General features: G+C 42.5%; 23 protein-coding genes. 5 read left to right on the top strand and 18 right to left on the bottom strand.

The genetic code is table 11. The features are described from left to right. Positions 1 to 702: 702 nt before the first annotated feature. Positions 703 to 1,317 carry a septal ring lytic transglycosylase RlpA family protein gene (locus tag CZ794_RS04840; RefSeq protein WP_087040543.1) on the top strand — a complete coding sequence of 205 codons (615 nt, stop codon included), beginning with the start codon at positions 703 to 705 and terminating at the stop codon, positions 1,315 to 1,317. A gap of 172 nt (positions 1,318 to 1,489) precedes the next feature. On the opposite strand, the gene radA is transcribed toward CZ794_RS04840, so the two are convergent. The 11 genes from radA to CZ794_RS04785 all read right to left on the bottom strand — a co-directional run bounded on the left by radA (position 1,490) and on the right by CZ794_RS04785 (position 12,296). Next, positions 1,490 to 2,926 (bottom strand): DNA repair protein RadA, encoded by a 1,437-nt coding sequence (gene radA / locus CZ794_RS04835; RefSeq protein ID WP_087040542.1) that lies wholly within the window; start codon positions 2,924 to 2,926, stop codon positions 1,490 to 1,492. 267 nt (positions 2,927 to 3,193) lie between these two features. After that, the gene (lptB, locus tag CZ794_RS04830; RefSeq protein ID WP_087040541.1) at positions 3,194 to 3,964 is read right to left on the bottom strand and encodes an LPS export ABC transporter ATP-binding protein; all 771 of its coding nucleotides are present in this window, start codon (positions 3,962 to 3,964) and stop codon (positions 3,194 to 3,196) included. Between the two features lie 91 nt (positions 3,965 to 4,055). Then, positions 4,056 to 4,538, bottom strand: coding sequence for a lipopolysaccharide transport periplasmic protein LptA (gene lptA, locus CZ794_RS04825; RefSeq protein ID WP_179207253.1), 483 nt, complete (start codon positions 4,536 to 4,538; stop codon positions 4,056 to 4,058). 187 nt (positions 4,539 to 4,725) lie between these two features. Beyond that, positions 4,726 to 5,310 carry an LPS export ABC transporter periplasmic protein LptC gene (gene lptC, locus CZ794_RS04820; protein ID WP_087040539.1) on the bottom strand — a complete coding sequence of 195 codons (585 nt, stop codon included), beginning with the start codon at positions 5,308 to 5,310 and terminating at the stop codon, positions 4,726 to 4,728. Continuing rightward, entirely contained in the window at positions 5,307 to 5,873 is a 567-nt protein-coding gene (locus CZ794_RS04815) for an HAD family hydrolase (RefSeq protein ID WP_087040538.1), read from the bottom strand. Before CZ794_RS04815 ends, lptC begins: the two co-directional genes overlap by 4 nt. A gap of 38 nt (positions 5,874 to 5,911) precedes the next feature. Continuing rightward, positions 5,912 to 6,904 (bottom strand): SIS domain-containing protein, encoded by a 993-nt coding sequence (locus CZ794_RS04810; RefSeq protein ID WP_087040537.1) that lies wholly within the window; start codon positions 6,902 to 6,904, stop codon positions 5,912 to 5,914. 215 nt (positions 6,905 to 7,119) lie between these two features. Further along, positions 7,120 to 7,647, bottom strand: a complete 528-nt coding sequence (gene hfq / locus CZ794_RS04805; RefSeq protein WP_087040536.1) for an RNA chaperone Hfq — start codon at positions 7,645 to 7,647, stop codon at positions 7,120 to 7,122. Between the two features lie 437 nt (positions 7,648 to 8,084). Further along, positions 8,085 to 9,263 carry a tRNA (adenosine(37)-N6)-dimethylallyltransferase MiaA gene (miaA, locus tag CZ794_RS04800; protein WP_087040535.1) on the bottom strand — a complete coding sequence of 393 codons (1,179 nt, stop codon included), beginning with the start codon at positions 9,261 to 9,263 and terminating at the stop codon, positions 8,085 to 8,087. Between the two features lie 42 nt (positions 9,264 to 9,305). Continuing rightward, positions 9,306 to 11,102 carry a DNA mismatch repair endonuclease MutL gene (gene mutL, locus CZ794_RS04795; protein WP_087040534.1) on the bottom strand — a complete coding sequence of 599 codons (1,797 nt, stop codon included), beginning with the start codon at positions 11,100 to 11,102 and terminating at the stop codon, positions 9,306 to 9,308. A 56-nt stretch (positions 11,103 to 11,158) separates the two neighbouring features. Further along, positions 11,159 to 11,701 carry a tRNA (adenosine(37)-N6)-threonylcarbamoyltransferase complex ATPase subunit type 1 TsaE gene (tsaE, locus tag CZ794_RS04790; RefSeq protein ID WP_087040533.1) on the bottom strand — a complete coding sequence of 181 codons (543 nt, stop codon included), beginning with the start codon at positions 11,699 to 11,701 and terminating at the stop codon, positions 11,159 to 11,161. Further along, complete coding sequence (locus CZ794_RS04785; RefSeq protein ID WP_087040532.1) at positions 11,694 to 12,296, bottom strand: 6-carboxytetrahydropterin synthase; 603 nt, start codon at positions 12,294 to 12,296, stop codon at positions 11,694 to 11,696. The genes tsaE and CZ794_RS04785 overlap by 8 nt, the downstream gene beginning before the upstream one ends. Before the next feature lie 359 nt (positions 12,297 to 12,655). Here CZ794_RS04785 and CZ794_RS14155 point away from each other — a divergent pair, with 359 nt between their 5' ends. Then, on the top strand, positions 12,656 to 12,781 hold the full coding sequence (locus tag CZ794_RS14155) for a hypothetical protein (protein ID WP_256958865.1): 126 nt from the start codon (positions 12,656 to 12,658) through the stop codon (positions 12,779 to 12,781). A 119-nt stretch (positions 12,782 to 12,900) separates the two neighbouring features. On the opposite strand, the gene CZ794_RS04780 is transcribed toward CZ794_RS14155, so the two are convergent. Both CZ794_RS04780 and CZ794_RS04775 read right to left on the bottom strand, forming a co-directional pair. Then, entirely contained in the window at positions 12,901 to 13,233 is a 333-nt protein-coding gene (locus tag CZ794_RS04780) for a YnfA family protein (protein ID WP_087040531.1), read from the bottom strand. 3 nt (positions 13,234 to 13,236) lie between these two features. Beyond that, positions 13,237 to 14,052 carry a PhzF family phenazine biosynthesis protein gene (locus CZ794_RS04775; protein WP_087040530.1) on the bottom strand — a complete coding sequence of 272 codons (816 nt, stop codon included), beginning with the start codon at positions 14,050 to 14,052 and terminating at the stop codon, positions 13,237 to 13,239. A 240-nt stretch (positions 14,053 to 14,292) separates the two neighbouring features. Here CZ794_RS04775 and htpX point away from each other — a divergent pair, with 240 nt between their 5' ends. Further along, on the top strand, positions 14,293 to 15,207 hold the full coding sequence (gene htpX, locus CZ794_RS04770; RefSeq protein WP_087040529.1) for a protease HtpX: 915 nt from the start codon (positions 14,293 to 14,295) through the stop codon (positions 15,205 to 15,207). 138 nt (positions 15,208 to 15,345) lie between these two features. On the opposite strand, the gene CZ794_RS04765 is transcribed toward htpX, so the two are convergent. Together CZ794_RS04765 and CZ794_RS04760 are read right to left on the bottom strand one after the other, a co-directional pair. Next, positions 15,346 to 16,620 (bottom strand): saccharopine dehydrogenase family protein, encoded by a 1,275-nt coding sequence (locus CZ794_RS04765; RefSeq protein WP_087040528.1) that lies wholly within the window; start codon positions 16,618 to 16,620, stop codon positions 15,346 to 15,348. A 236-nt stretch (positions 16,621 to 16,856) separates the two neighbouring features. Further along, positions 16,857 to 18,113, bottom strand: a complete 1,257-nt coding sequence (locus tag CZ794_RS04760) for a carboxynorspermidine decarboxylase (RefSeq protein WP_087040527.1) — start codon at positions 18,111 to 18,113, stop codon at positions 16,857 to 16,859. A 158-nt stretch (positions 18,114 to 18,271) separates the two neighbouring features. Between CZ794_RS04760 and CZ794_RS04755 the strand changes: the two genes are divergently transcribed. Next, positions 18,272 to 18,868, top strand: coding sequence for a DUF924 family protein (locus CZ794_RS04755; RefSeq protein ID WP_373407896.1), 597 nt, complete (start codon positions 18,272 to 18,274; stop codon positions 18,866 to 18,868). A gap of 34 nt (positions 18,869 to 18,902) precedes the next feature. On the opposite strand, the gene CZ794_RS04750 is transcribed toward CZ794_RS04755, so the two are convergent. From CZ794_RS04750 to lpxB, 3 genes are all read right to left on the bottom strand, one after another. Beyond that, positions 18,903 to 20,099 carry a hypothetical protein gene (locus CZ794_RS04750; protein ID WP_087040525.1) on the bottom strand — a complete coding sequence of 399 codons (1,197 nt, stop codon included), beginning with the start codon at positions 20,097 to 20,099 and terminating at the stop codon, positions 18,903 to 18,905. Positions 20,100 to 20,247: 148 nt separating this feature from the next. After that, on the bottom strand, positions 20,248 to 21,117 hold the full coding sequence (locus CZ794_RS04745) for a ribonuclease HII (protein ID WP_087040524.1): 870 nt from the start codon (positions 21,115 to 21,117) through the stop codon (positions 20,248 to 20,250). A gap of 57 nt (positions 21,118 to 21,174) precedes the next feature. Next, positions 21,175 to 22,482 (bottom strand): lipid-A-disaccharide synthase, encoded by a 1,308-nt coding sequence (lpxB, locus tag CZ794_RS04740; RefSeq protein ID WP_087040523.1) that lies wholly within the window; start codon positions 22,480 to 22,482, stop codon positions 21,175 to 21,177. Positions 22,483 to 22,897: 415 nt separating this feature from the next. On the opposite strand from lpxB, the gene CZ794_RS04735 reads away from it, so the two are divergent. Continuing rightward, positions 22,898 to 23,980: a 3-deoxy-7-phosphoheptulonate synthase gene (locus CZ794_RS04735; RefSeq protein WP_087040522.1), complete on the top strand. Its 1,083-nt coding sequence runs from the start codon at positions 22,898 to 22,900 to the stop codon at positions 23,978 to 23,980. The last annotated feature ends 38 nt before the right edge of the window (positions 23,981 to 24,018 follow it).

Here is a 24,018-nt window from a genome sequence, read left to right as displayed (position 1 = left end):
ATCAACTTAGGAGCGGTCAGGGGCTATAACTTTTTGACAGTAGTTACAAAAAAGTTATTATTATTGACTGTAATTTTTTTGGTTTTAGTATGCATTTTATAAGGATTTCTTCAGAATCACGAGGTTTGACACTGCGGTTAAAAAGAACTTAGTCCTTGTTTTTTACAAATAATTGCGTTAACCTCGTTTTATTGCAGCGTGATACATAACCCGTACATAGCTGCTAATAAACTTTGCATTTAATTATAGTTTGGTTATAGCCCTTACGTATAGTTAGCAGCTTATAGATTTACGAATTTCAAATACACTACTTAATTAACGTTTTAATAACAAAGCAATACGTAATGTCCTTTAAAAAACATATTAATTTAGCAAAGAAAGAGATTTTGTAAATTTGGCATATAGTGGTATTAGCACCCAGATTCTTATTGTAAATTATGGGCTTACCCGTATTACTAACTATCATTTGAGCGTTTTATAAGTATTATCGGCTATGTTGCCGTTACCCACTTATTATAATGAAATGAAAATTACCATATATTAAAATCTATAAAAGCCATAATTTGACATCAACGATGATATAGACAATGCATTGATGGAAGGCTTTAGAGCTTGTGTGAGTATTAGATTGGTCTATTACTTATACACTCAATCTAACGATGATTAGAGCTAGGTTTTGATATATAAGTTATAGAGGTATCTATGAATAAGCGTTTATCTGGTCTACTTACTATGTCAGCTATATTGTTTGCTGGCTCTGCAGTCGCTACCAATGCAAATGCGGTAGAAGCAAAAACCTCTCTTGCGATGATCTCACAAGATAACGCCTCCCACATCGATCGTGTACTTGGTGAACTTAGCCGTCAACATGACGGTGCATCAAGTTTGGTCAAATCAGCACGTCAACCCACTTCGCTAGCACTCAACAGCTCTCTACTAGCAAGTGATACCACACTAGCCAGTAATGATGAAGATGTATTAGAACGTCTGACCGCAGTGGCTTCTAACTCAGTGAGTAAATTCAAACAAACTGGTTTGGCGTCTTGGTACGGTCGTAAGTTCCATGGTCGCAAAACAGCCAGTGGCGAAACATTTGATATGAATGCTTTGACAGCCGCTCATCGTTCATTACCGCTTAACTGTTACGTTAAAGTGACCAATAAAACAAATGGCAAAAGCGTCGTGGTAAAAGTCAATGACCGCGGTCCATTTCATGGCAACCGTGTGATGGACTTATCTTATGGTGCTGCGAAGCGTCTAGGTATCACGAGTAAAGGTGTTGGTAACGTTGCTATCGAGCGTGTTTCAGGTCCATAGTTTTAGCTTTATGGTTATAAACCAGAGCAAAAAAGAGCGCCTAACTTGGTTAATAGTTAGGCGCTCTTTTTTTGGCTAATGCTTGTCATAAAAATAAGCATCACTTCTCGTTTAAAGATAAGCATTCCAGTCACACTGACGCGTGCTTATATTGAACTAATAATAGATGAATTTACAGCTCAAAAGCGCTTTCAATCGCATCATCCAGACGCTCTACCGCAATGACATTAATACCTTTAAATTGTGGCGAATTCTTAGCAGGTGCATTGGCTTTCGGGATGATAGCGTGTTTAAATCCATGTTTCATGGCTTCTTTTAAACGCTCTTGTCCGTTGGGTACGGGGCGAATCTCTCCAGATAACCCCACCTCACCAAATACCGCCAGTGAAGATGGCAATGCTCTCTCTTTAATACTAGAGGCACAAGCCAATAATACTGCCAAATCTGATCCTGTTTCGATCACTTTGACCCCACCAACCACGTTGACATATACATCTTGTCCGCTAGTATGGATACCGCCATGACGGTGCATGACAGCCAATAGCATAGATAAGCGCTGAAAATCTAAGCCTAGAGCCATACGTCTCGGTTGCCCTTGCGAATCATCAACCAATGCCTGCACCTCAACCAATAGCGGTCGCGTGCCTTCACGACTCACCATCACCACAGAGCCTGCGACAGGTTTATCATAGCGGCTTAAAAATATCGCCGATGGATTGGCAACCTCTTTGAGACCCATATCCGTCATACCGAAGATACCCAGCTCATTAACTGCGCCAAAACGATTTTTGACTGCGCGAATCATTCGAAAGCGTGAATCAGACTGACCTTCAAAGTACAATACCGTATCAACCATATGCTCAAGGACGCGTGGGCCTGCGAGCGTTCCTTCTTTAGTCACATGACCCACTAAGAATAGCGCAGTACCCGTTTGCTTAGCATAGCGCGTCAGAATCGCAGCCGACTCTCTAATTTGACTAACGCCACCTGGTGCTGAATTGATCGCGTCCGTATAAATAGTCTGAATAGAGTCAATAATGGCAATGGCAGGCTGCTCTTGTGTCAGTGCAGCGCAAATGGTTTCAACATTGGTTTCGGCCAATACTCTCAATCTGTCAGCAGGCAAATCTAAACGCTTAGCCCGCATAGCAACCTGTGCTAGTGATTCCTCGCCAGTGACATATAATGCACTACCTGCCAGTGAGTCAGCACGGGCCATGTTGGTCGCCGTCTGTAACAAGATTGTCGACTTACCAATGCCAGGGTCGCCCCCGATCAATACGACGGAACCTGCAACCAAACCGCCACCAAGCACACGATCAAACTCGCTGATACCTGTTGGTAAGCGAGTATCTAATGTGACACTAACCGCATTGAGAGGCATAACGGCACTATGAGTACCAGAGTAATTTCCAGCTGGCGTGCTAGTATTGCGAGGAGTAGCACGGCTGGCATTGGGCTTGGTCGTATTTTTATTATGGTGCGGCATACTGACATTTGGCGCTTCCACCAGACTGTTCCACTCGCCACAATCTGTACACTGTCCAGCCCACTTTCCAAAATGCGCTCCGCAATGTTGGCAGACATAACTACTTTTACTTTTTGCCATAACCTATCAGCCTTATTCAGAGGGTCAATCGAGAATAATGAATAAAATAACGTGACGCTTCAATGAGCGTTAATTTAAGAATAGTTTTTCAGGGAAGCCTATAGTCGATATAACTGGCTTAGTTTTATAGAAGAGACAATGCAAAATATAAGAAGAATGTATACATAAGAAAAGAGGATTAGTGACAGTTGGCTCAAGATTTTACTTTAAAATTTTGAACCAGCATTAAACGTAGATATCGGGTTTAATATGTCTTGATATATTGACCTATACTTGAAAGTCTTTACCCAAATAGACAGACTTCACCAGCTCATTATCTAAGACCTCATCAGAGGTTCCTTCAGCAATAATCGCACCTTCTGATACGATATATGCCTTTTCACAAATCGCCAACGTATCACGAACATTATGGTCGGTTATGAGTACACCAATTCCCCGATTCTTGAGGGTCAAAATAACGTCTTTGATATCACCCACAGAGATAGGATCAACCCCTGCAAAAGGCTCATCTAGTAAGATAAATTTTGGATTGGCAGCTAGGGCACGAGCAATCTCACAGCGACGACGCTCACCACCCGAGACACTCATACCTAATGACTTGCGTACGTGTTCTAGATGGAACTCGCCAATCAATTTTTCAAGCTCTTGTCGCTGCTGGCTTACATTTAACTCTTTGCGGGTTTGCAAAATAGCCAAAATATTGTCTTCAATAGATAATTTACGAAAAATAGAGGCTTCTTGTGGCAAATAACCAATACCCGCGCGCGCGCGCTCATGCATTGCATATTTAGACAAGTCCATTTTTCCTAAGGTGACACGTCCTTTATCCATATTGACCAGACCAACCACCATGTAGAAACTGGTGGTCTTGCCCGCACCATTGGGGCCTAACAGTCCAACAACTTGACCTTGCTCAACAGAAAAAGAAACGTCTTTAACCACCCAACGTTTGCCATAGCGTTTACCCAAATTTTGCATGGTTAATCGCGCAGCAGGTGCATCGGTTATTAAAGAATCTGCATTTTTATTATCACTCATAACTTACTCATACTGTGGCGACATACAAGCACCGTTAGAGACATACGGACTTGTTTGTGTATCGATAAATGAACGATTCAGTCTCTTCTTATTAGCGTACACCACTTTGGCTATTGTTACCGCTTGGCGGGAAAACAAGCTCTACTCGTTGATTACCACCTGCCGTCGCTTCAACGTCACCTGCTTTTAGGCTATAGCGAATGACATTACCTGCAAAACTCGCTCCGTTTTGAACCAATTTTGCATTCCCTGTCAATGTAATGATGCCTGTGACCGCATTATAATCGATTTTATTAGCTTGACCTTTGGCTAGGCCTTTTTCCTGCGTGACGACTTGCTGCATTGTCGCTGGACGTCCAGTTGCTACAGCAGAGTTGATACTACGCTGTTGTGACAAATTGACAGTGATATTATCAGCCGTCATCTTGAATGTACCCTGAGTGATAATAACACTACCAGAGTAACTGGTAACGCCTGTACGTTCACTATAAGTTGCTTTATCAGCCAACAGTTTAATCTCTTGATTGGCATCTGATGGCAATGCGTGACTATAAAGCGGTAGCGCCAAAAGCATGACTACTGGCAACGCTTGCAATCGACGCAAGCGATACAGTGTTGAATGAGAGCGGGTCAATGATGAGCGCAAAGTAGGCAAAAATTTAGATGTCATAAAAATCACTCGTTTATAAGGGGTAGTAGGATTTGCAAACTTCATGCGAGCTAGTGCTTTGTCATATGGTTTAGTATAAACGCAACTGAGATCAGAACAACGCTTTATCTTGGCGATCAGAAGGCGTAAAAGCAACAGCAACTTGACCAAACTCATACTCACCTGTTTCAAGATTGGCTGTCATGCTTGAGGCTTCAAACCGATTCATACCTTGTTCAATTTTGACAGGCTCTTCGCTATAGACTTTCCCAGATTTGGTGTTACCTTTGAGGGTATTACCAGTTACCTTTATCGGTTCAATATCAGACCCACCTTTGTTGCCTTCACTAACTAAGGTAAATCCCCCTGATAAATTAAGATCACCCGTCTGCTGACTGATTGCCGCACTACCCGCTTCAATACGATAGCGTTGCTCGGGTGACGGCTCCCAATTCATGGTAATGCCTGACATCTCATCTAAATTGGTTTGTGGATTGTGCTTCAATGATTCAGCAGTAAGCTCGTATTCTGTCTCGCCTTTCTCATTGGTCTGCACCGCTTTGATCTCTGTTGCTTCATAATCAACATCAGACGTTCCCATACTAACAGGCGGCGATACTTCACCTTGCTGCTGAAAAAACCAGCCTGCAATACCAGCCACAATCAATGCAAGGATTATTAAGACACGAGTATTCACGACAAATCATCCTGAGTTTTTGCTTCATCAAGTGTATAGTGTGCGATAAAGTCTTGATAATAACCATGACCTTTTAATATCAAATCACAGATTTCTCGTACGGCACCTGTACCACCTGCGCGAGTCGTCACCATATCGCTACGATTAATAACTTCTGCATGCGCATTCGGGACTGTGGCCGCAAATCCTACAGTTTGCATCGCTTTGATATCTGGCAAATCATCGCCCATATAAGCACAATCAGCAGCGGTAATACCGAGAGCAGGATCAAGCGTAGACAACAGCTCGTTTAATGCAATCAGCTTATCATCACGACCTTGCACCACATAATTGACGCCCATTTCTGTAGCACGCTTATCGACCATGGCACTACTACGACCTGTAATGATAGCCGTCAAAATCCCATAACGCGCCAGAGACTTAACGCCGACGCCATCCTGAACAGAGAATGCTTTGGTCTCGACACCATTAGCATCATAAATGATTTGGCCATTTGATAAAATACCATCAACGTCCATTACTAACAGCTTCACTTGTCCCGCTTTTTTGATTAAGTCTTGCATCTGTTGTCTCTTATTAAAGGCCATTTTTAATACAGTCGTTATTTCACGCCAGCTTGCAGCAAATCATGTACAGTAATAATCGCTTCTAGGCAATTATTTTCATCAATAATCAACAACTGACTGATGCCGCTTTCATTCATCACACTAAGTGCATCAGATGCGCGCATGGTCTTATTAACATGGCGCGGATTGCTTACCATCAGCTCACGCATTGGCGTTTTTAGATCAATACCTTTCTCTAGGCCACGGCGTAAGTCGCCATCTGTGAACACCCCAACAACCTTATCATTGTCGTCAGTCACTACTGTCATACCCAAACGACCAGCAGACATGGTAAATAGAGCTTCTTGTAGTGGCTCATCTTGATGAATGAGAGGCAAATACTCAGACTTAGTATGCATCAAATCCTCAACTCGCGTCAGTAATTGACGACCCAATGCGCCTGCAGGATGCGATAAAGCAAAATCTTCTGAAGTAAAGTTGCGGGCGTGTACTAAGGCAACAGCCAAGGCATCTCCTAGCGCGAGCGTTGCTGTTGTACTTGAAGTAGGTGCAAGGTTCAATGGGCATGCTTCTTGCGACTTACCAAGCGTCAAAACGATATCGGCCGCATGTGGCAACATCCCACGCTTGTCACGACTGATGCTAATCAAAGGAATGTTTAACCGTTTTACAACAGGCAACAGCATCTTAATCTCATCTGACTCCCCAGAATTAGAAATTGCCAGCAAGACGTCACCCTTCACCAGCATACCCAAATCGCCATGTCCCGCTTCGCCCGGATGCATAAAAAAAGCTGGCGTACCAGTCGATGCAAAGGTCGCTGCTATCTTTCGGCCAATCAGTCCCGACTTGCCCATACCAGTGACGACCACACGGCCCTTACAAGCCAAAATAATATCACACGCTTGCGCAAACCTATCATCTATCTGCTCAGTCAATAATGACAAGGCAGAGATCTCAGTATTAATCGCCTCTATAGCGGTGCTTATAAATTGCTCATAGGTTAAATCGACTTGGGTATTACTCATGAATCCACTCTATTTTTATAATGAATCAGCATAGTATTTTACTATACTATGTCTCATATTAATAATAATCTACGAAATCAAAGGCCGTTATCTTCACACATAGTGCCAAACAGCTGTTCTCGACATATTCATTCAAACAAAAAAAACCCACTATTAGAAGCAGGTCTTGATCAAATAAACATGTCTCAACAGCGCATCTTCAATAATGCACACACTTAGCCGTTATTCTCATCAGAACCGTCATTTGGCTTGTCTTCAAATCTTGGAGTTTCCATCGAGTTATCAAAACCACGGTCTTGACCAAAACCACCACGCTCAAAACCACGCTCCTGACTCTGACCAAAGCTGCCACGTTCAAAACCACGATCTTGACCTTGACTGAAGCCACCGCGATTAAAACCGCTACGATTGGCAGCAAAACCACGTTCTTCAAAGCCGCCTGCACTGGCTGGATTATTACCACGTTCGAAGCCACCGCCTTGATAGCCAGCTGGTGCTACGCCCTGCGCTTGGCTACTGGCGCCTGTGGTTGCACTACGAGGATTACGCGCTGGCACAACGGTTGAAATGGCATGTTTGTATACCATCTGACTGACAGTATTTTTAAGCAATACTACGTATTGATCAAAAGACTCAATCTGCCCTTGCAGCTTGATACCATTAACCAAAAAAATAGAAACAGGAATGCGATCTTTGCGCAGCGAATTCAAGAACGGATCTTGTAAAGTTTGTCCTTTTGACATGAAATCTCTCCTAAATATTATGTAGTTATATTTTAAGTGCCAATTATTTTAAGTGTTACTGTCATTATAATGGCCAAAGGTAGATACAATGCTAGGTTTTCTTTTTAAAACGTATCTAAATAAACATTCAACGTGCTTTACCGATATTAAGTGACTATAAATATATTCATGCGATGAGCAATGTAACAGCTGCTTATCTCATTAAAAAACCATATAAACACTCACTAATCAGTAATAATTAGAGGCGAACAAGACCAATGTCCAGTTTATTATTACAACTAAATCAAATTATAACAGTTATCAAAGGTGTATTTTGAAACTAATTGTCATCGCTGTATTGTTTGTTTATAAAAACTTTTACTGAGCGATATGGTTAAGAAACTATCTTTTGAGAATAGTCTAAATTTTATGCCCTTATTATTTACAATAATGAGTTATTATTGTAAATAATCTTTTGCTTGCGCCATAGAGGTAAACATCTCTATCTTTATACCTCGATTAATAAGAGCGTTTTGAGTATCGATTGGGCTAGCGTTAATCGATGAATCTACTGAAGCATCAGATAACTGACTTACTTTTCTTAGCCACGTGTACTGACGCTTTGCAAGCTGTCTTGTAGCATATAATGCCTTATTTTGCATTTGCTGACAAGCAAGCGCCTGAATCTGTGCATCTGAGGTAATTGATTGCGATAGTATTTGCAACGTATTTTCTGCCTTCGTATTCTTGTAGGCTGTGTCTTTCTCCGTTTTAAACGCATCATAAAACACGGCTTTGTCCAAATGCGGTTGCTCAAATACTGGGTGCTCAATCTGTACTAAGTACTCTAAAACTTGCCGATAACCCACGCAGCGCATAGAAGGTAAGTTGGGTGTCAAAGGGTATTTATTCAGTAAATCAATGACTTCAGCTACCAAGCCATCATTCCACATAATCTCTAGGCGTTGCTCAATGCGTGTGTGCAGCCATGGACGATCTGGCATAACACCTAGTGCGTACCACTGCTGATTTGGGTTTTGTGCCAATGCCTGTTTGGGCTGAGCTTGCCAGTCACTGATTGGAGTATTGGTTTGTAAATACACTTCGACTGCACGGGTGATGCGCTGGGTGTCAGTCGCATTGAGACGCTGATGACTTGCTGGATCCACTTTACTCAGATACTCATATAGTGCATCGATGCCTTCTTCTTGTCGCCATTGCTCCACGCGTGCGCGCACGTCATGATCGCTATCTGGTACAGGAGACAATCCATCAAGCAGCGCCATGTAATACATCATTGTACCGCCTACAAGTAGAGGTATTTTGCCATTTTGGTGACAGTTATCAATCAGCTGCGCAACATCATTGACAAACTCTGCCACGCTATAGCTTTGCATCGGGTCAACAATATCTACTAAATGGTGAGGATAACGCGTAAGCTCAGCAGTCGTTGGTTTGGCGGTTCCAATATTCATATCACGATATATCAGCGCTGAATCTACTGATATCAGCTCATAACGCCCTGTATCATAAAGCTCATAGGCCAAAGCGGTTTTACCACTTGCTGTTGGTGCCATCAAGCACACCACACTATTATCTGTGAGATGGTGAGATAGGCTATCAGACGACTGTCTCATAGAATTGCCTTTAGTATTAATTTGTATGGTAAGTAATGATGCTTATATGGATGTGAGCATCAATGCAACTAGCTGATCACGATTGATCACTTTTATGGCATTACTCATTAACAAAGCTTCAATATCCGTTATAAATAATGCTAAGTCCTGCTGCGTCATTTGAGCACTTATGGTCGCTAGTTGTTGATTGATCTCATTGGCATGAATTTTGCGATTTTTGGATATATGACTATCTAATACTGTAGATTCAAACAACAAGCCAACTTGCACTCGCCAATCCTCTGCGCCAATCAATAGGCACTGCCTTTGATAATAAAAAAGTAACCAAGGTAGCGGTTTATCATAACGATACTGACCAATGATAGACTCGGAAACCACATCGCTCACGCCAGTAATGACATCTAGACAATGCGGTAAAGACGCTATATCACCAGAGGATCTACTCCGAACCGCAGCAGCATCAGTTGTAGGCATATTGGGCGTACTAGAGCTTGGGCTCAAAGGCTCCCTAATAAAAGAGTCTACATGCTTAGGGTATTCACTCTTCTCTGAGGATTGATAGGAAGCTTTTGGCGACTGCACCTGCCTGCCTTGTGTAACATCATTATGATTGATCGAGCCAGTCTTTGGTAAGTCTTTATCAGATGGCTGATTTATAACATCAGCATGTGCAGAACCAGTATTTATAGAATCAATATTTGAAAAGACATCGCTTGATACTCTCTTGTCTTGTTGAATATTATTTCTCAACTTGCGTGCCACAAGCTTTGGGCGTAGCGTATGACTTAAATGTGCCATAATATTATTTAACGGGCTGATTCTAATCCGCTGTTTGGATGGATGTACATTGACATTCAACCATTCAATAGGTAAGTCAAAATAGAGTGCGTAGCCAATACCTGCCAGCTGCGCCTCTTGGGCGATTTGTCGAAGCTGATTGCTAATGATGGCTTCTTTGACCAATCGACCATTCACATAAATCAATTTTGGCAATGCATCATTTTTTTCATGCATCGGCCACAACCAGCCAGTAATACCCGCATGGCGCTCGCTTTGATTGACATCGTATCCTATCGGTGGCTGCACCAAGCCCGATAAGTCCACAGCGACTTCAATAGCGTTATCTGTTAACGAGACACCCATGGCTTGCTCAAGACGGGACACGGATAAACGGTTGTTATCGCCATCGACGGTATTGGTAGATATGGTGCTTGCAGATAATGACAGTCGTTTTTTCTTATCGTGAAAAAGGGTGATGGTAATATCCGCTCGTGCCAAGGCAACCTCACGAACCACAGTCTCAATATGACCAAACTCGATGGCCATTGATTTTAAATTGCCTCGGCGTGCCGGTACATTAAAGTATAAGTCTCTGACCGTAATTGTCGTACCACGATTGTGTACAACAGGCGACAGTCTTGGTATGTCATCCAATACCCCAGCAACTTGGAGTTGACGACCGATACCACTATGATCATGACTGCTAATCAGTGTCAAACGAGAAACCGCCGCCGTTGCCGCCAATGCTTCGCCTCGAAAACCCAAGGTCATAATACCGTGTAGATTGGCCACATCAGCCACTTTGCTGGTTGCATGACGAGTAATCGCCATGATCATATCATCAGGATGGATACCAATCCCATTATCCACCACTTCGATCATCCCCATGCCCCCTTGAGTAACATGTACCTCAATATGAGTCGCACCCGCATCGATGGCATTTTCAAGCAACTCTTTGACCACGGCGGCAGGACGCGTTACTACCTCACCAGCTGCCAATTGGTTGATGAGCAGCGGCGATAGCTTTTTAATACGGGTATCAGAGGGATTATTGGTCATGAATAACGATTATATATTGTAGTAGATTACGTTTTGGCAAATATGTGAGGTAATATTTAAATATTGAGTATGGATAAATCTAACCCTTGTGCCTGTCCAGTTTTGGACAGTCTTAGCTCAATCTGACGAACTTCTTTACCATCATCGCTATTCGCCTTTTGCGTGATATCAACGAATAAGTCTGGTACTGGTAAATAGCCATCCGCGCGACTCGCCCATTCAATAATCACCAGTACATTTGGCTCATCAAGATATTCATCAAACCCTATAAATGATAGCTCTTCTGGGTCTTGTAGACGATATAGATCAGCATGGTAGACAGGTTTGGTTATGCCGTTTCCTTGGTCAATACGATAGGGCTCTACTAACGTATAGGTCGGACTTTTTACCGCGCCCTTATGTCCTAAAGCTTGTAGCCAATAACGCGTCAAAGTGGTCTTGCCCGCCCCCAAGTCACCTGCCAGCCAAACGCTTCCTGTCAGTGGTAGCGCTGCCAATTGCTGAGCCAATGCCTGCGTATCGTCTTCAGAGTGTAAGGTTAACGTGTGCACCGCTTTGCTATCTTTGTCGGTAGCAATTTGAGCGTTATCATTATGCATCGGGCTGAACCTGCATGGTCACTGATGGATTCACAAAGCGCTCACCACGAATCAGCTTGGCATACAGATCGGTATCGTGCCATTCAGCGCGGACTTGATCACTAAATTCGAAGTCCTCCAAGACAAGTTTGCCCATTTGTTCATTGGCAACATCATCAGCAAAACATTGCGCATAACCCGTCGCGGTTTCGTGAGCAATCACCGAATAAACGCTAACATCTGTCTCGCCATTTTGCATTTGAGTTTGTTGCAAGATCTCTTGCGCCCAAAAGAAAATAACTCGTGAAAACTGCTCTGCGGATGGTGAGACTGGCAAACTGATCCAACGCGCACTGAACTTTTTGCAAGCAGCGACATACTCAGGATCGTCTTTGCTCCAAAAACAGATAGCATGGTCAAAACTGTCAATAATGTCTTTAATCGAAGATTTTAATAATCCAAAATCATACACCATTTGTCCATGGTCCAAGCGTTTCGCTTCCAAGATCAATTCGATCTGATAGCTATGGCCGTGGATAGAGTGCTTGCAGCGCTCAGAACTACAGTTACGAACAATATGAGCATTTTCAAATTTGAAGAGTTTACGGATACGCATAATAATCAACCAAAACAGTAAGCACTGTCGTGCTAAAGGTAGTCGTGCTAAATAAAATTTGCCGCTTCTAGTTATCGGCTTATTGCTTATTATAGCAAATCGTCATGTATCCGTAAGTAAGCACTTATGAATACTCGTATTGATTGAACGAATCAATCCAAGCTGATAAATTTATAGGTAAATAAAATAACAGTCGACTTATAAAAAGATAAAAAGGTAGAGGGGTTGTGCAAATGCTATCTATTGCTCAGTCTTAAGCCTATACTCAATCAAATACGCACTCTCTGCGTCACGGGTAGCATTTGTCTTCAAGTCTAATTGCTTTTACAAGGCAACCTGCCCAACCCCAAAAGAAAAAAATGATGAGTAAAGGTCAGGACAGCAAAAAGAACGTTAAAAAGAAACCTCTATTAACTGCCAAAGAGAAAAAAGCAGCCAAACAAGCGAAGAAAGATGACAATGGTAGTATCTTAGGTAAACACTAATATCTTATACATCAAAGCACTAATTGAATCTATGGTTCGATTAGCGCTTTTAAGAATCCACAGTTTAAAATAGGCACCTGTCCAACTAGGTACTTCTAAATCACTAGGTACTTCTAAATCTAAGTGCCACGCGGTGCAAACATAATAATTGCCATTCCACAAAGTGCAACCGCAGAGCCCATCATATCCCACATAGTTGGACGAATACCATCAACCGTCCACAGCCATAATATTGCCATGACCACATATACCCCACCATAAGCAGCATAGACTCTACCGACAGCTGTTGGGTGCAACGTCAATAGCCAGACGAATGCTGCCAAACTAAGCGTGGCAGGCACAAGAAGCCACACTGACTTACCCTCTCGCAGCCACAGATAAGGCAGATAACAACCTACAATCTCTGCAAGGGCCGTCAGCGCAAAAAGCCCAACTGTTTTTAATTCTGTCAAAACCTATGCTTCCTCAATCGTAATAAAGCCCGTCAAATACTGCACGGCATTGCCAGAAATAAGTACTCTCTCCCCTACTATTTCACAATCAAGCACACCACCTCGACTGGACGCTTGATATGCAGTCAACTTATTTTTATCTAGACGCTGTGCCCATAAAGGCGCAAGCCCAGTATGCACTGAACCTGTTACTGGGTCTTCGCCGCCGCCATCGTTTGACCAAAAATATCTGGAGATAAAATCAAAATCACTATATTCGTCGGACGTCGCCTGACAAGTGACCACGACATTTAGTGGTAATAGCTCTTTTAACTTCTCATTATTGCGAGCAACAGTGAGCACATCAGATTCAGCGTTATAGACCACAAAATAGGCTTTTTCATTGTAATAAACGTCAGTAGGTGCGATAGAGAGACCTGCTAACAAACTGTCAGGGATTTCATCCACCTTTTTAGGCATTCTATTGGGAAAATCCATTTGTATCTTGCCGTCAGCGGTTTGTATGACGGTAAAAATGCCCACCGCATTGGCTGAAAACCGAATGCTCTTCGCTGTAGGGTTTTTCTTAAATAAAACAAAAGCGGATGCCAATGTACCATGTCCACAAAAAGCAATCTCTTTAAATGGTGAAAACCAGCGTATATGATAAAGTCCGTCAGTATTAGGGACAATGAACCCCGTTTCAGATAAGTTATTCTCAAAAGCAATGGACTGCATCAAATCATTGGATAACCAACGCTCTGTGATAATAACTGCCGCAGAATTGCCTTTAAACACGGTATCGGTAAAAGCGTCAATAGTATTGATTTCTAGTTGCATGTTATGTTCTCATTTCAACGGTTTGTATCATTATATCGATCAATATTGGCCGTACTTTAGCGTTTTTAATGAATGTTTGCTGATCTATATATTTTTGAGAATATCGCCCAATTTAAACCCATGATGGCATTGTTATTTACCAAAATAACGCCATTTATATAACATCAAAATACAAGTAATCGCTTATTAAAGCGTTTTATTCTAAAGTTTCATTTAAACTTTTATTAGGAAATTAGCGAAATGATGCGTATTGGATTATTTTTATTAACCAACTTAGCTGTGATTGTCGTATTTAGCATCGTGTTTGGTATTTTATCCCGAGTCTTCGGTATTGGCGGTGTGCATTCAGCAGGCGGGCTCAACTATACCAGTCTTGCTATTATGTGTGGCTTGTACGGTATGATTGGTTCAATGGTTTCATTGTTTATCTCAAAGTGGATGGCGAAACGCTCGACTGGCACAGTTGTGATTGACACGCCAAAAAACCCAACAGAACAATGGCTTATGGATACCGTGGCAAAACAAGCACGTGCTGTGAATATTAGCATGCCTGAGGTTGGTATTTTCAACAATTCACAACCCAATGCCTTTGCAACTGGCTGGAATAAGAACAAAGCATTGGTTGCTGTATCGTCTGGCCTATTGCAAAATATGACAGCGGATGAAGTGGAAGCAGTATTGGCGCATGAGATTGGTCATGTGGCAAACGGTGATATGGTCACACTGGCCCTTATTCAGGGAGTGGTAAACGCTTTTGTTATGTTCTTCGCTCGCATCATTGGTAACTTTGTTGATCGTACTGTCTTCAAAAATGAAAGCGATGCACCTGGTATTGGCTATTTTGTCACCAGTATTGTGATGGATATCTTGCTTGGTTTCTTGGCATCTGCCATCGTGATGTGGTTCTCACGTCTACGTGAGTTCCGTGCAGATGAGATGGGCGCGAAACTTGCCAGCCGTGAAAAAATGATCAGTGCGTTAAATGCCTTACGCCCAGCTGAACAACGTCCAGACCAAATGCCTGAGAACATGAAAGCGTTTGCGATCTCAACAGGGCAAACTCAAGGCTTTAGTATTGCTAATTTTTTCCGTTCACACCCGACGCTTGATGATCGTATTGAAGCATTGCGAAAGTATAACCCTAGTGAAGCATAGCCCAATAAAGCATAGTAGAACATGTGAGGGATTGAATATTTTTAGCATCAACCCTCTTAATTCTATTAACATAAAAAAGCCTATCTATAATAGATAGGCTTTTTGCTATTGATAACAACACTTATTTTGATCGTAGGCTCAAATATCAAACTCAAGCGCTCTGTCACCATTGCTGTCTTTGATACGCGTTGGCAAACCAATCTTGTTGAGCAGATTGATAAATGGCTTGGCATCTAGCTCTTCAACATTGACCATTTTGCCCGCATCCCACTCGCCAGTTGCAACTAGCATAGCTGCCGCAACAGGTGGCACGCCTGCGGTATACGAGATGCCTTGGCTACCCACTTCGTTGTAGGCATCTTTATGATCTGAAACATTATAGATAAACACTTCAGCCCCAACGCCATTGATTTTGCCTTTGACTTTGTCACCAATGCAGGTCTTTCCTGTATAGTTTGGTGCAAGTGAGCTTGGATCTGGTAGTACTGCTTTAACAACTTTTAGCGGCACCACTTCTTGGCCTTCAGCAGTCATCACTGGCTGCTCAGATAGTAGACCTAGATTCTGCAAGACAGTGAAGACATTGATATAATGCTCACCAAAGCCCATCCAAAAGCGAATGTTTGGTACATCTAAATTAGCAGATAATGAATGCACTTCATCATGACCACTCAGATAGCTGTTTTGCACGCCCACAACTGGCAAATCATCGGTACGTTTGACTTCAAACATTTTGTTAGACTGCCACTTGCTGTCTTGCCAAGAGTAAACCGTACCCGTGAACTCACGGAAGTTAATCTCAGGATCGAAGTTGGTCGCAAAATATTTGCCATGGCTGCCTGCATTAATATCAATAATATCAATGTCACTGACTGATCCTGCATCCATCATGTCATACCCAAGACGCGCATACGCATTGACCATTCCAGGATCAAAACCTGCCCCTAAAATAGCAGTGACATTGTTGTCTGCGCAGCGCTCGCGACGTTGCCATTCATAGTTGTTATACCATGGCGGTGTCTCGCAAATCTTACGCGGGTCTTCATGAATGGCAGTATCAATATATGCCACGCCTGTCTCAATACAAGCCTCAAGCACCGTCATATTAATAAATGCTGATCCAACATTGATGATGATCTGTACGCCTGTGGCTTGGATCAACTCTATCAATGCTTGGGTATCCATGGCATCAACTTGGTGCGTATGCAATACCGCAGGCAGCTTAAAACTGTCTTTATCTATCACGCTTTGGGCGATTGCACTGCATTTATCTACCGTACGCGAGGCAATATGAATCTCACCCAATACATCATTGTGCATGGCACACTTATGCGCAACCACTTGAGCGACTCCGCCGGCTCCAATGATGAGTACGTCTTTTTTGTTGGGCTTAACTGATTGGTTTGTGTTCAATGAACAATCCTCCTTTGTGTTCCTGTAGATACCATTAATAGTGGCTATGCAAAGCAGAAACGAGTGAATGATATGCGTGAATTAAAAAGGAAGACCGAGGAAAACCCACGCACCCGTCGGGCAAATATGGCTATTTTTGCCCGTGGCGATTATAGCAATTTTTACATGCTTTTCGGCAACAATTAATCGCTAAGATAACCAATAGTTTTATATATTAAAAACCAGCAGACTTAAAATTAAGACAAACTCGCTTTATAGTCTTGATAATCAAACTCACGCTGTACATCAATGCGCCCACCTAAACGACGAATGACAATGGCTGGCATATTAACACCATTAAACCAATTTTTCTTGACCATGGTGTAACCGGCAGCATTACCAAAAGTGATGGTATCACCTACTGTCAAACTGTCCGATAACTCATACTCACCAAAAATATCGCCAGCCAAACAAGAACGACCATAAATAATCGTATTTTCTGTCGTTTGCTCAGATTTGGCTGTCGAGGGCTCATGAACAGCTGAATCGTCGATAATAGACTTGACAGGATTGACATCAATAGTCGCTTTATTGATGGCTGTAATGGGCGCTGACTCACGATAGATCAGCAGATCCAGCATATGCGCTTCGATAGAAGAGTCAACGACAGCAAGATTTTTTTGATTGTACATGGTATCTAATACCGTCGTAACCAATGACCCTGCACCGTGGATACTTGCCTCACCTGGTTCAAGATACACTTGGACACCATAAGTTTGGCTAAAGCCTTTTAGTCTTTCGGCCAGTTTTTCGAGCGGATAATCAGGCGCGATAAAATGAATACCACCGCCCAAACTCACCCACTCTAACTGCTTTAAAATATCGCCAAATCGTGTCTCAATGTCTGCTAAGCTCGCGCTAAAAGCCTCAAAGCTGTCATTTTCACAGTTATTGTGAATCATGACACCCGTAATATCACCAAGCACCCCTGTGATTTTTTCTTTATCGTGCTCGCCAAGACGACTAAAAGGGCGCGCTGGATCAGCAATAATAAATGACGAATTGCTGGTCTTAGGGTTCAATCGCAATCCGACAGGAATACTTTTTGCAGCAGCTTTATCTTTAAACGCTGTCAGCTGTGAGATTGAGTTAAAAATAATCTTATCCGCATAGCTCAGCACTTCATCGATCTCATCGGCGCTATATGCCACACTATAGGCATGAGTTTCTTTTTTATCTTTGCTATTGACGTCAGTATTATTACCAAAAGTCTCATAACCCAAACGCACTTCATTCAATGATGAAGAAGTCGTTCCATGCAGATACGGTTGCATCACATCAAACACACCCCATGTTGCAAAGCATTTGAGCGCCAATAATGCTTTGGCACCTGAGAGCTCACACAGACGAGCAATAATCTGCATATTGGCAACGATGGCAGCTTCATCTAGCAAGTAATAAGGGGTTGGTGGTAATGATACGTCGGACGGTTTTACTGAGTTTTCTAAATTCATAATAGGTTACCTAATCGCGCTATTGGCGTCATGACAGATATAAATATTTGCGCTATAGTAGACTAAATTCATCATAATTAGAATATTTTATGTCATTATCAACCGACTATTCTACTGCTAGTAGCCAAGCCAATTTATCCCAGCTTGATCCAAAAAATATGAATGTGGAATACCTTGACGCTGATGCTCGAGCTGTTTTAGATTTTTGGTTTGACCAAGACAATAAGTCATATTGGTTTGCAAAAAATGATCGTTTTGACCAGCAAATAAACGATCAGTTTAGAAAAATTTGGCAGGCGGCAAAACGAGGCGAATGCGTGACATGGCGTAGTGCAAAAGCCGCCAAGGACAGCAACAGCTCTATTACCGCTTTGGCTGGACGTTTAGCAGAAATTATTGTTTTAGACCAATTCTCGCGTAATCTGTGTCGCGGACAGGCGTGTGCTTTTGCGCAGGACAGTATGGCTGTAGTCTTGGCACAAGAAGCCATCCAGCAACCACATTTTGATACGCTACCAGTAGACTGGCGCAAATTTATGATTATGCCATTCATGCACTCTGAGTCTCTGATGATTCATGAGCGTTATCTACCTTTGTTTGAACAATTGAACGATGCTGAAACCTTGGATTTTGAACATCGTCATAAAAGTATTATTGAGCAGTTTGGTCGTTATCCTCATCGTAATGACACGCTAGATCGTGAGTCAAGCGATGATGAAGAAGCCTTTTTGCAGCAGCCGAACTCTTCTTTTTGATTTCACAGACATAAAACCATAGTCAGGGTGCTGTCTATGCTTCATTTACAGCGCCCGTCTTAAAGACGAAGCTCTTACGTTCTATCGTCTTGTTATCTATCAATACATCAAAGCTCACGCGATATTCACTATTGCCATACAAGCCGCAGTTTTTATTGTTACTATAAAAAGCCTCACAGCTTTTTAAATCGTCAGTAATAGGTAAGATAAACGCTTCATTTGCTGGCAGTTCATTGACTGTATCTTTGTAGGGATCTTGACGATAATCTAGCAATTCAATCGGTACATTGATATTGCGCCCAACATCATAAAACGTCACATTGCTGATAGTAATCGTGCGCGCAGACGGCACACTGATATAAATGGGTTGCCCAATCGGATCATTTTGTAAGTCCCGACCTGTATGTTTAACAGGGTCAGGAGTTTCATTATATAGCGCGGTCACAGTATCCGTGACACCTTGACATGGATAAGTAAATACGCCTTTGACGGTTTCATTTTTGGTTGCTTGCGTGGCTGCGCTATTATTGACCAATATATAACCTTGGTTATTGGTAGCATTTTTATTATGTGGCTTATAGGTAACGATACTCGTACCAGTCAGATATAAACTTGGCAACATAAGAGACCGCAAATGATACGGCGCGGCTAGCAATGACTTGGCCATTGAGTTTGCCATGACCTCTGAGCTAAATAGCTTACCTGCTGAACTGTAATACATCGATTGTGCGATATTTTCGGCAGCCCCAAAACGTGCATTAGCATAGTCTGCATTGGATAACCGCGCTCCCAAATCCAGCCCGCCAAAAAACGGATTATTGGTATTGGTCACGTTTGCAATATCTGCAATCTCATTTTCGTAATGCGCATTGAATACGGTCGGTATGCTATTGGCAAAAACGTATTGGATATAATTGGTATGCTGGGTGGCAATATCTTCTAAGGCTGTATCAGCAGACAAGCCATTCAGCCCACAACTGGTCCTCGCCAAGCTGAATGCATTGTTGGCAATTAGCGCCGCATTGGTATCATTGCTCCCTATTGAATTGGCAGCCTGATCGTCAAGATTATCATTTGATTGGTCTATAGAGGTATCGCTTGACTCGATGATAGGTGGCGTGACTCTTGGGGCAGGAGTCTTATCAGCATCTTCCCCGCCCCCATTACAAGCCGTCAAAAGTACCGTCAAAAACAGGATGGTTGCAACGTTGTCATGTGAGGTGTGTGACATTCCTTTTTATCCTATAGCGTAGTAGCCCTCATACGAGTTTAATATAGCTTAAAGTTAACTATCTCAATGTCATTAAGCGATATAATGTTATTTTATATATTTTGCTTAGGCTATTTGAATCTAAGTTGTTCTCAAATGAGTGATTGTTTTAGTTTTCAAGCACCTTTCTGACTGGTGCAAAACTGCGTCTATGCGCTGGCAAAATACCGTGCATTGCAATGGCTTCTATATGTGCCTTTGTTGGATACCCTTTATGCTTGGCAATTCCGTATTCTGGATATTGATTATCAAGCGTATACATGGTTTTATCGCGACTGACTTTTGCCAATATACTGGCGGCGGCAATGCTGGTATGACGCGCATCACCTTTTACCCACGCTTGACTATCGATGGCAGATTTTTTGATACCTGCTTTTTCAAGTGTGGCTTCGTCCAAATCAGGACACCGATTGCCATCGAATAATACCTGTACGCACGTATGAGACTTTTGCTGCAAATCGCTATCAGCGTTGTCAATCATAAGGTACGGAGCGACCATTTCTAATAATACTTCCGTACACAGGCGCATACCAAGCATCGTCGCTTGCAAGATATTGATCTGATCAATAACGGCGGCTGGAACGTCTGCAACCACATACCCCATTGCATATTTCTGCACCAAGGGATAAAGCACGTCACGCTTTTTTTCACTCAACTGTTTGGAGTCGGTTAATATGGACAACGGGGTATCTTTGAGAGGCTGATTCTCAATCAGTCCTGCCCAAGCGCTAGGTAATATTGCAGCCGCAACATTGACACTCCCCAAAAGTGGGCCGCGTCCTGCTTCATCAACCCCCATCTGTAACGCCAAATCTTCTTCTGAACTTGTCAAATATTGAGCACGCAGCTCAGAGACATTGAGCTGACCTGATAAATGGACAGGCTCAGCCAAATGGATATACTGACCGTTAATATCAATGGTTTCGATAATGATATCAAACGGTGTGGCAGAGTTCTTGGTAGAGTGCTGGTTACTCATAGAGTTATTATGTCTATGTTATTAATGGGATAAATATGGATTAAAAGTGATTATACGTTAGGATTGTTGGTTGTTTTTTATGAACCATTGCTCAATCACACTATTGGCAGGCTCATGATTGCTTTGCTGCTCTAACGCGTGTTTGGTAGCTAAGAGATCGCTGGATTGCTCAGCATACGCGCGAGGTTGTAGAAGACGCATGACGGTACGGCAAATATTATCGCCGCTTGCCTGCTCTTGAATAAGCTCAGGAACAATCGCTGTACCTGCCAAAATATTGGGCAATGCAACATAGGGAACTTTAACAAGACGCTTAGCAATCTGATAAGTCATTTGATTTAATTGATAAACCACCACCATTGGGCGCTCAAGCAGCATTGCCTCCAAAGTTGCTGTTCCAGATGCCAGCATGACAATATCTGATGCTGCCATTGCCTGCTGACTAAAGGTTGGCTGACTATTATCATACACCACCACGATAGCAGAACGCAGCTGCTCTGACCGCTGATCAATGACATCTTGTACGATATATTGATGGTTTTGATCGACAGTTGGAACAATAAAGCACAGCTTAGGATCTAATAATAAAAGCTTTTGAATACCATCTAGCATCAAGGGCAAAATAGCAGTAATCTCACTGCGCCTAGAGCCAGGCATCACACAAATAAGTTGACTGACATCATCGAAGCGCTCAATAAAAAACTGCTGCAAGCCATCATTATGCCAGACCAATTCACTACGTCGCTGATTGATCGGTGTCTCTAACAGCGTTCGATCCATAGTACGAAGCAGCGGATGACCAACACAGATGGCAGGATGATTATGGCGCTCATAGACGGGTAACTCAAAGGGAAACAAACACAGCACCAAGTCAGTCGCAGCTTTGATATTATGAATGCGCGACTCACGCCATGCCCAAATAGAGGGGCTCACATACTGCACACAAAATATACCTTTGGGCTTTAATTTTTTAGCGACCCTAAGATTAAAGTCTGGCGCATCAATACCGATAAACCAATCAATATCAGCTGCTTCAAACGCAGTCAATAGCTCGCGACGGGCTTTGAGTAAGTCAGGCAACTGTGCCATGACCTCTACCAGTCCCATCACAGCCAAACGTTCCAAGGGAAAAATACTTTGTAGTCCCTGCGCTTGCATCTTACTACCACCAACGCCTACCCAGACAATATCATCACGCAAATTGTTCATTTGTTGCATAAAGTCTGCACCTAAGCTATCGCCTGATGCCTCCCCTGCCACGATACCTATAATGAGTGGCGCTTTTTTTAAATCAGCTACCTGAGAATCTATCGCTGTCGAATTTGTTAAGTCAGTATATCTATTAGGCGTCGCAAAATCTGTCATGACAAGCTCTCAATATTCAAAAATACAATTGATACAAAAGGGATATTATAAAATATACCACAGAGAATGAGAGATAAAATGCTAAAGCCATTGAGCCTCTTTATTATTTAGGGTATCTCAATCATATTGTGTAAGTCGCCATCATACGTGACGATGGCAAAAATAGCGAAAATCACGCATAAAAACTGAGTATTGGATAGCCAATGGTTAATCAATACTTATTAATAGACAGAAAAACGAAATACCAAACATGCATTTGCGATGTTAAATACAACCCTAAGTTGGTGTAAGTATAACTAAGTTTTGGTTTCCACATTCCAGTTATCAGTTAATTAACTGCTCGACTGCCCTTGTCAACTAAGTGTTTTGTCCGCATAATGAATATTCCTATAAATCAGCTAGATGATATATAACCATGACAACATCAGTTACCCATAATGCAGACATTGACGACGTGAATATTGAAAAATTTATTCCTTTGATTACTCCCGCTGAATTAAAAACCGAGCTGCCTTTATCAGACAAAGCGTATGATACGGTTCTAAAAGGACGCAACACCATCCAAGATATCCTAGATGGTAAAGATAAGCGCCTATTTGTGGTCATTGGCCCTTGCTCTATCCACGATATCAAAGCCGCTCACGAATATGCCGATCGTTTGGCCGTATTGGCGAAAGAGATCGAAGACAGCGTATTTGTTGTGATGCGCGTGTATTTTGAAAAACCACGTACCACTGTCGGCTGGAAGGGTATGATTAATGACCCTGATATGAATGACAGCTTTGACATCGAAAAAGGCCTACGTACTGCTCGTAAGCTATTGCTTGACCTAAACGAAAAAGGCTTGCCATGTGCGACCGAAGCCTTAGATCCTAATACTCCGCAGTACATGCAGGATCTGATTAGCTGGTCTGCTATTGGTGCACGTACGACTGAGAGCCAAACACATCGTGAAATGAGCTCTGGCCTATCTTGCCCTGTCGGCTTCAAAAATGGTACTGACGGCGGTATGACAGTTGCTGTCAACGCGATGCAAGCCGTAAAAGCTGGTCATAGCTTCTTGGGTCTGTCATCTGATGGTAAAGTCTGTATTATCAAATCTAAAGGTAACCCTTACGCCCATGTGGTACTGCGCGGTGGTAACGGTAAACCTAATTATGATGAAACTGCCGTGGCTCAAGTCGAAAATGAGCTGGCAAAAGGTAAGACGAATGGCAAAATCATGATTGACTCAAGTCATGCCAATTCGGGCAAAGATCCTTATTTGCAGCCAATGGTCATCCAAAACGTCGCCGAACAAATCCAAAATGGTAACAAATCCATTATTGGCATGATGATTGAGAGCCATCTCAAAGGTGGTCGCCAAGAACTGACTGCTGATTTGGATGCACTTGAATACGGTAAATCAATTACTGATGGCTGTTTAGACTGGGAAAGTACGGTCGCGTCACTACGTAACTTACGTGACATGGTAAAAGACGTATTGCCTAACCGTTAATCACTATGAACATCAATGATGTTGATGTTCATCAGCTA

The organism is Psychrobacter sp. JB385 (assembly GCF_900163785.1).
In the GTDB taxonomy this organism is placed as follows: domain Bacteria; phylum Pseudomonadota; class Gammaproteobacteria; order Pseudomonadales; family Moraxellaceae; genus Psychrobacter.
Note: the sequence above shows the minus strand (reverse complement) of the source record. Positions and strands in the feature narration are given on the sequence as shown.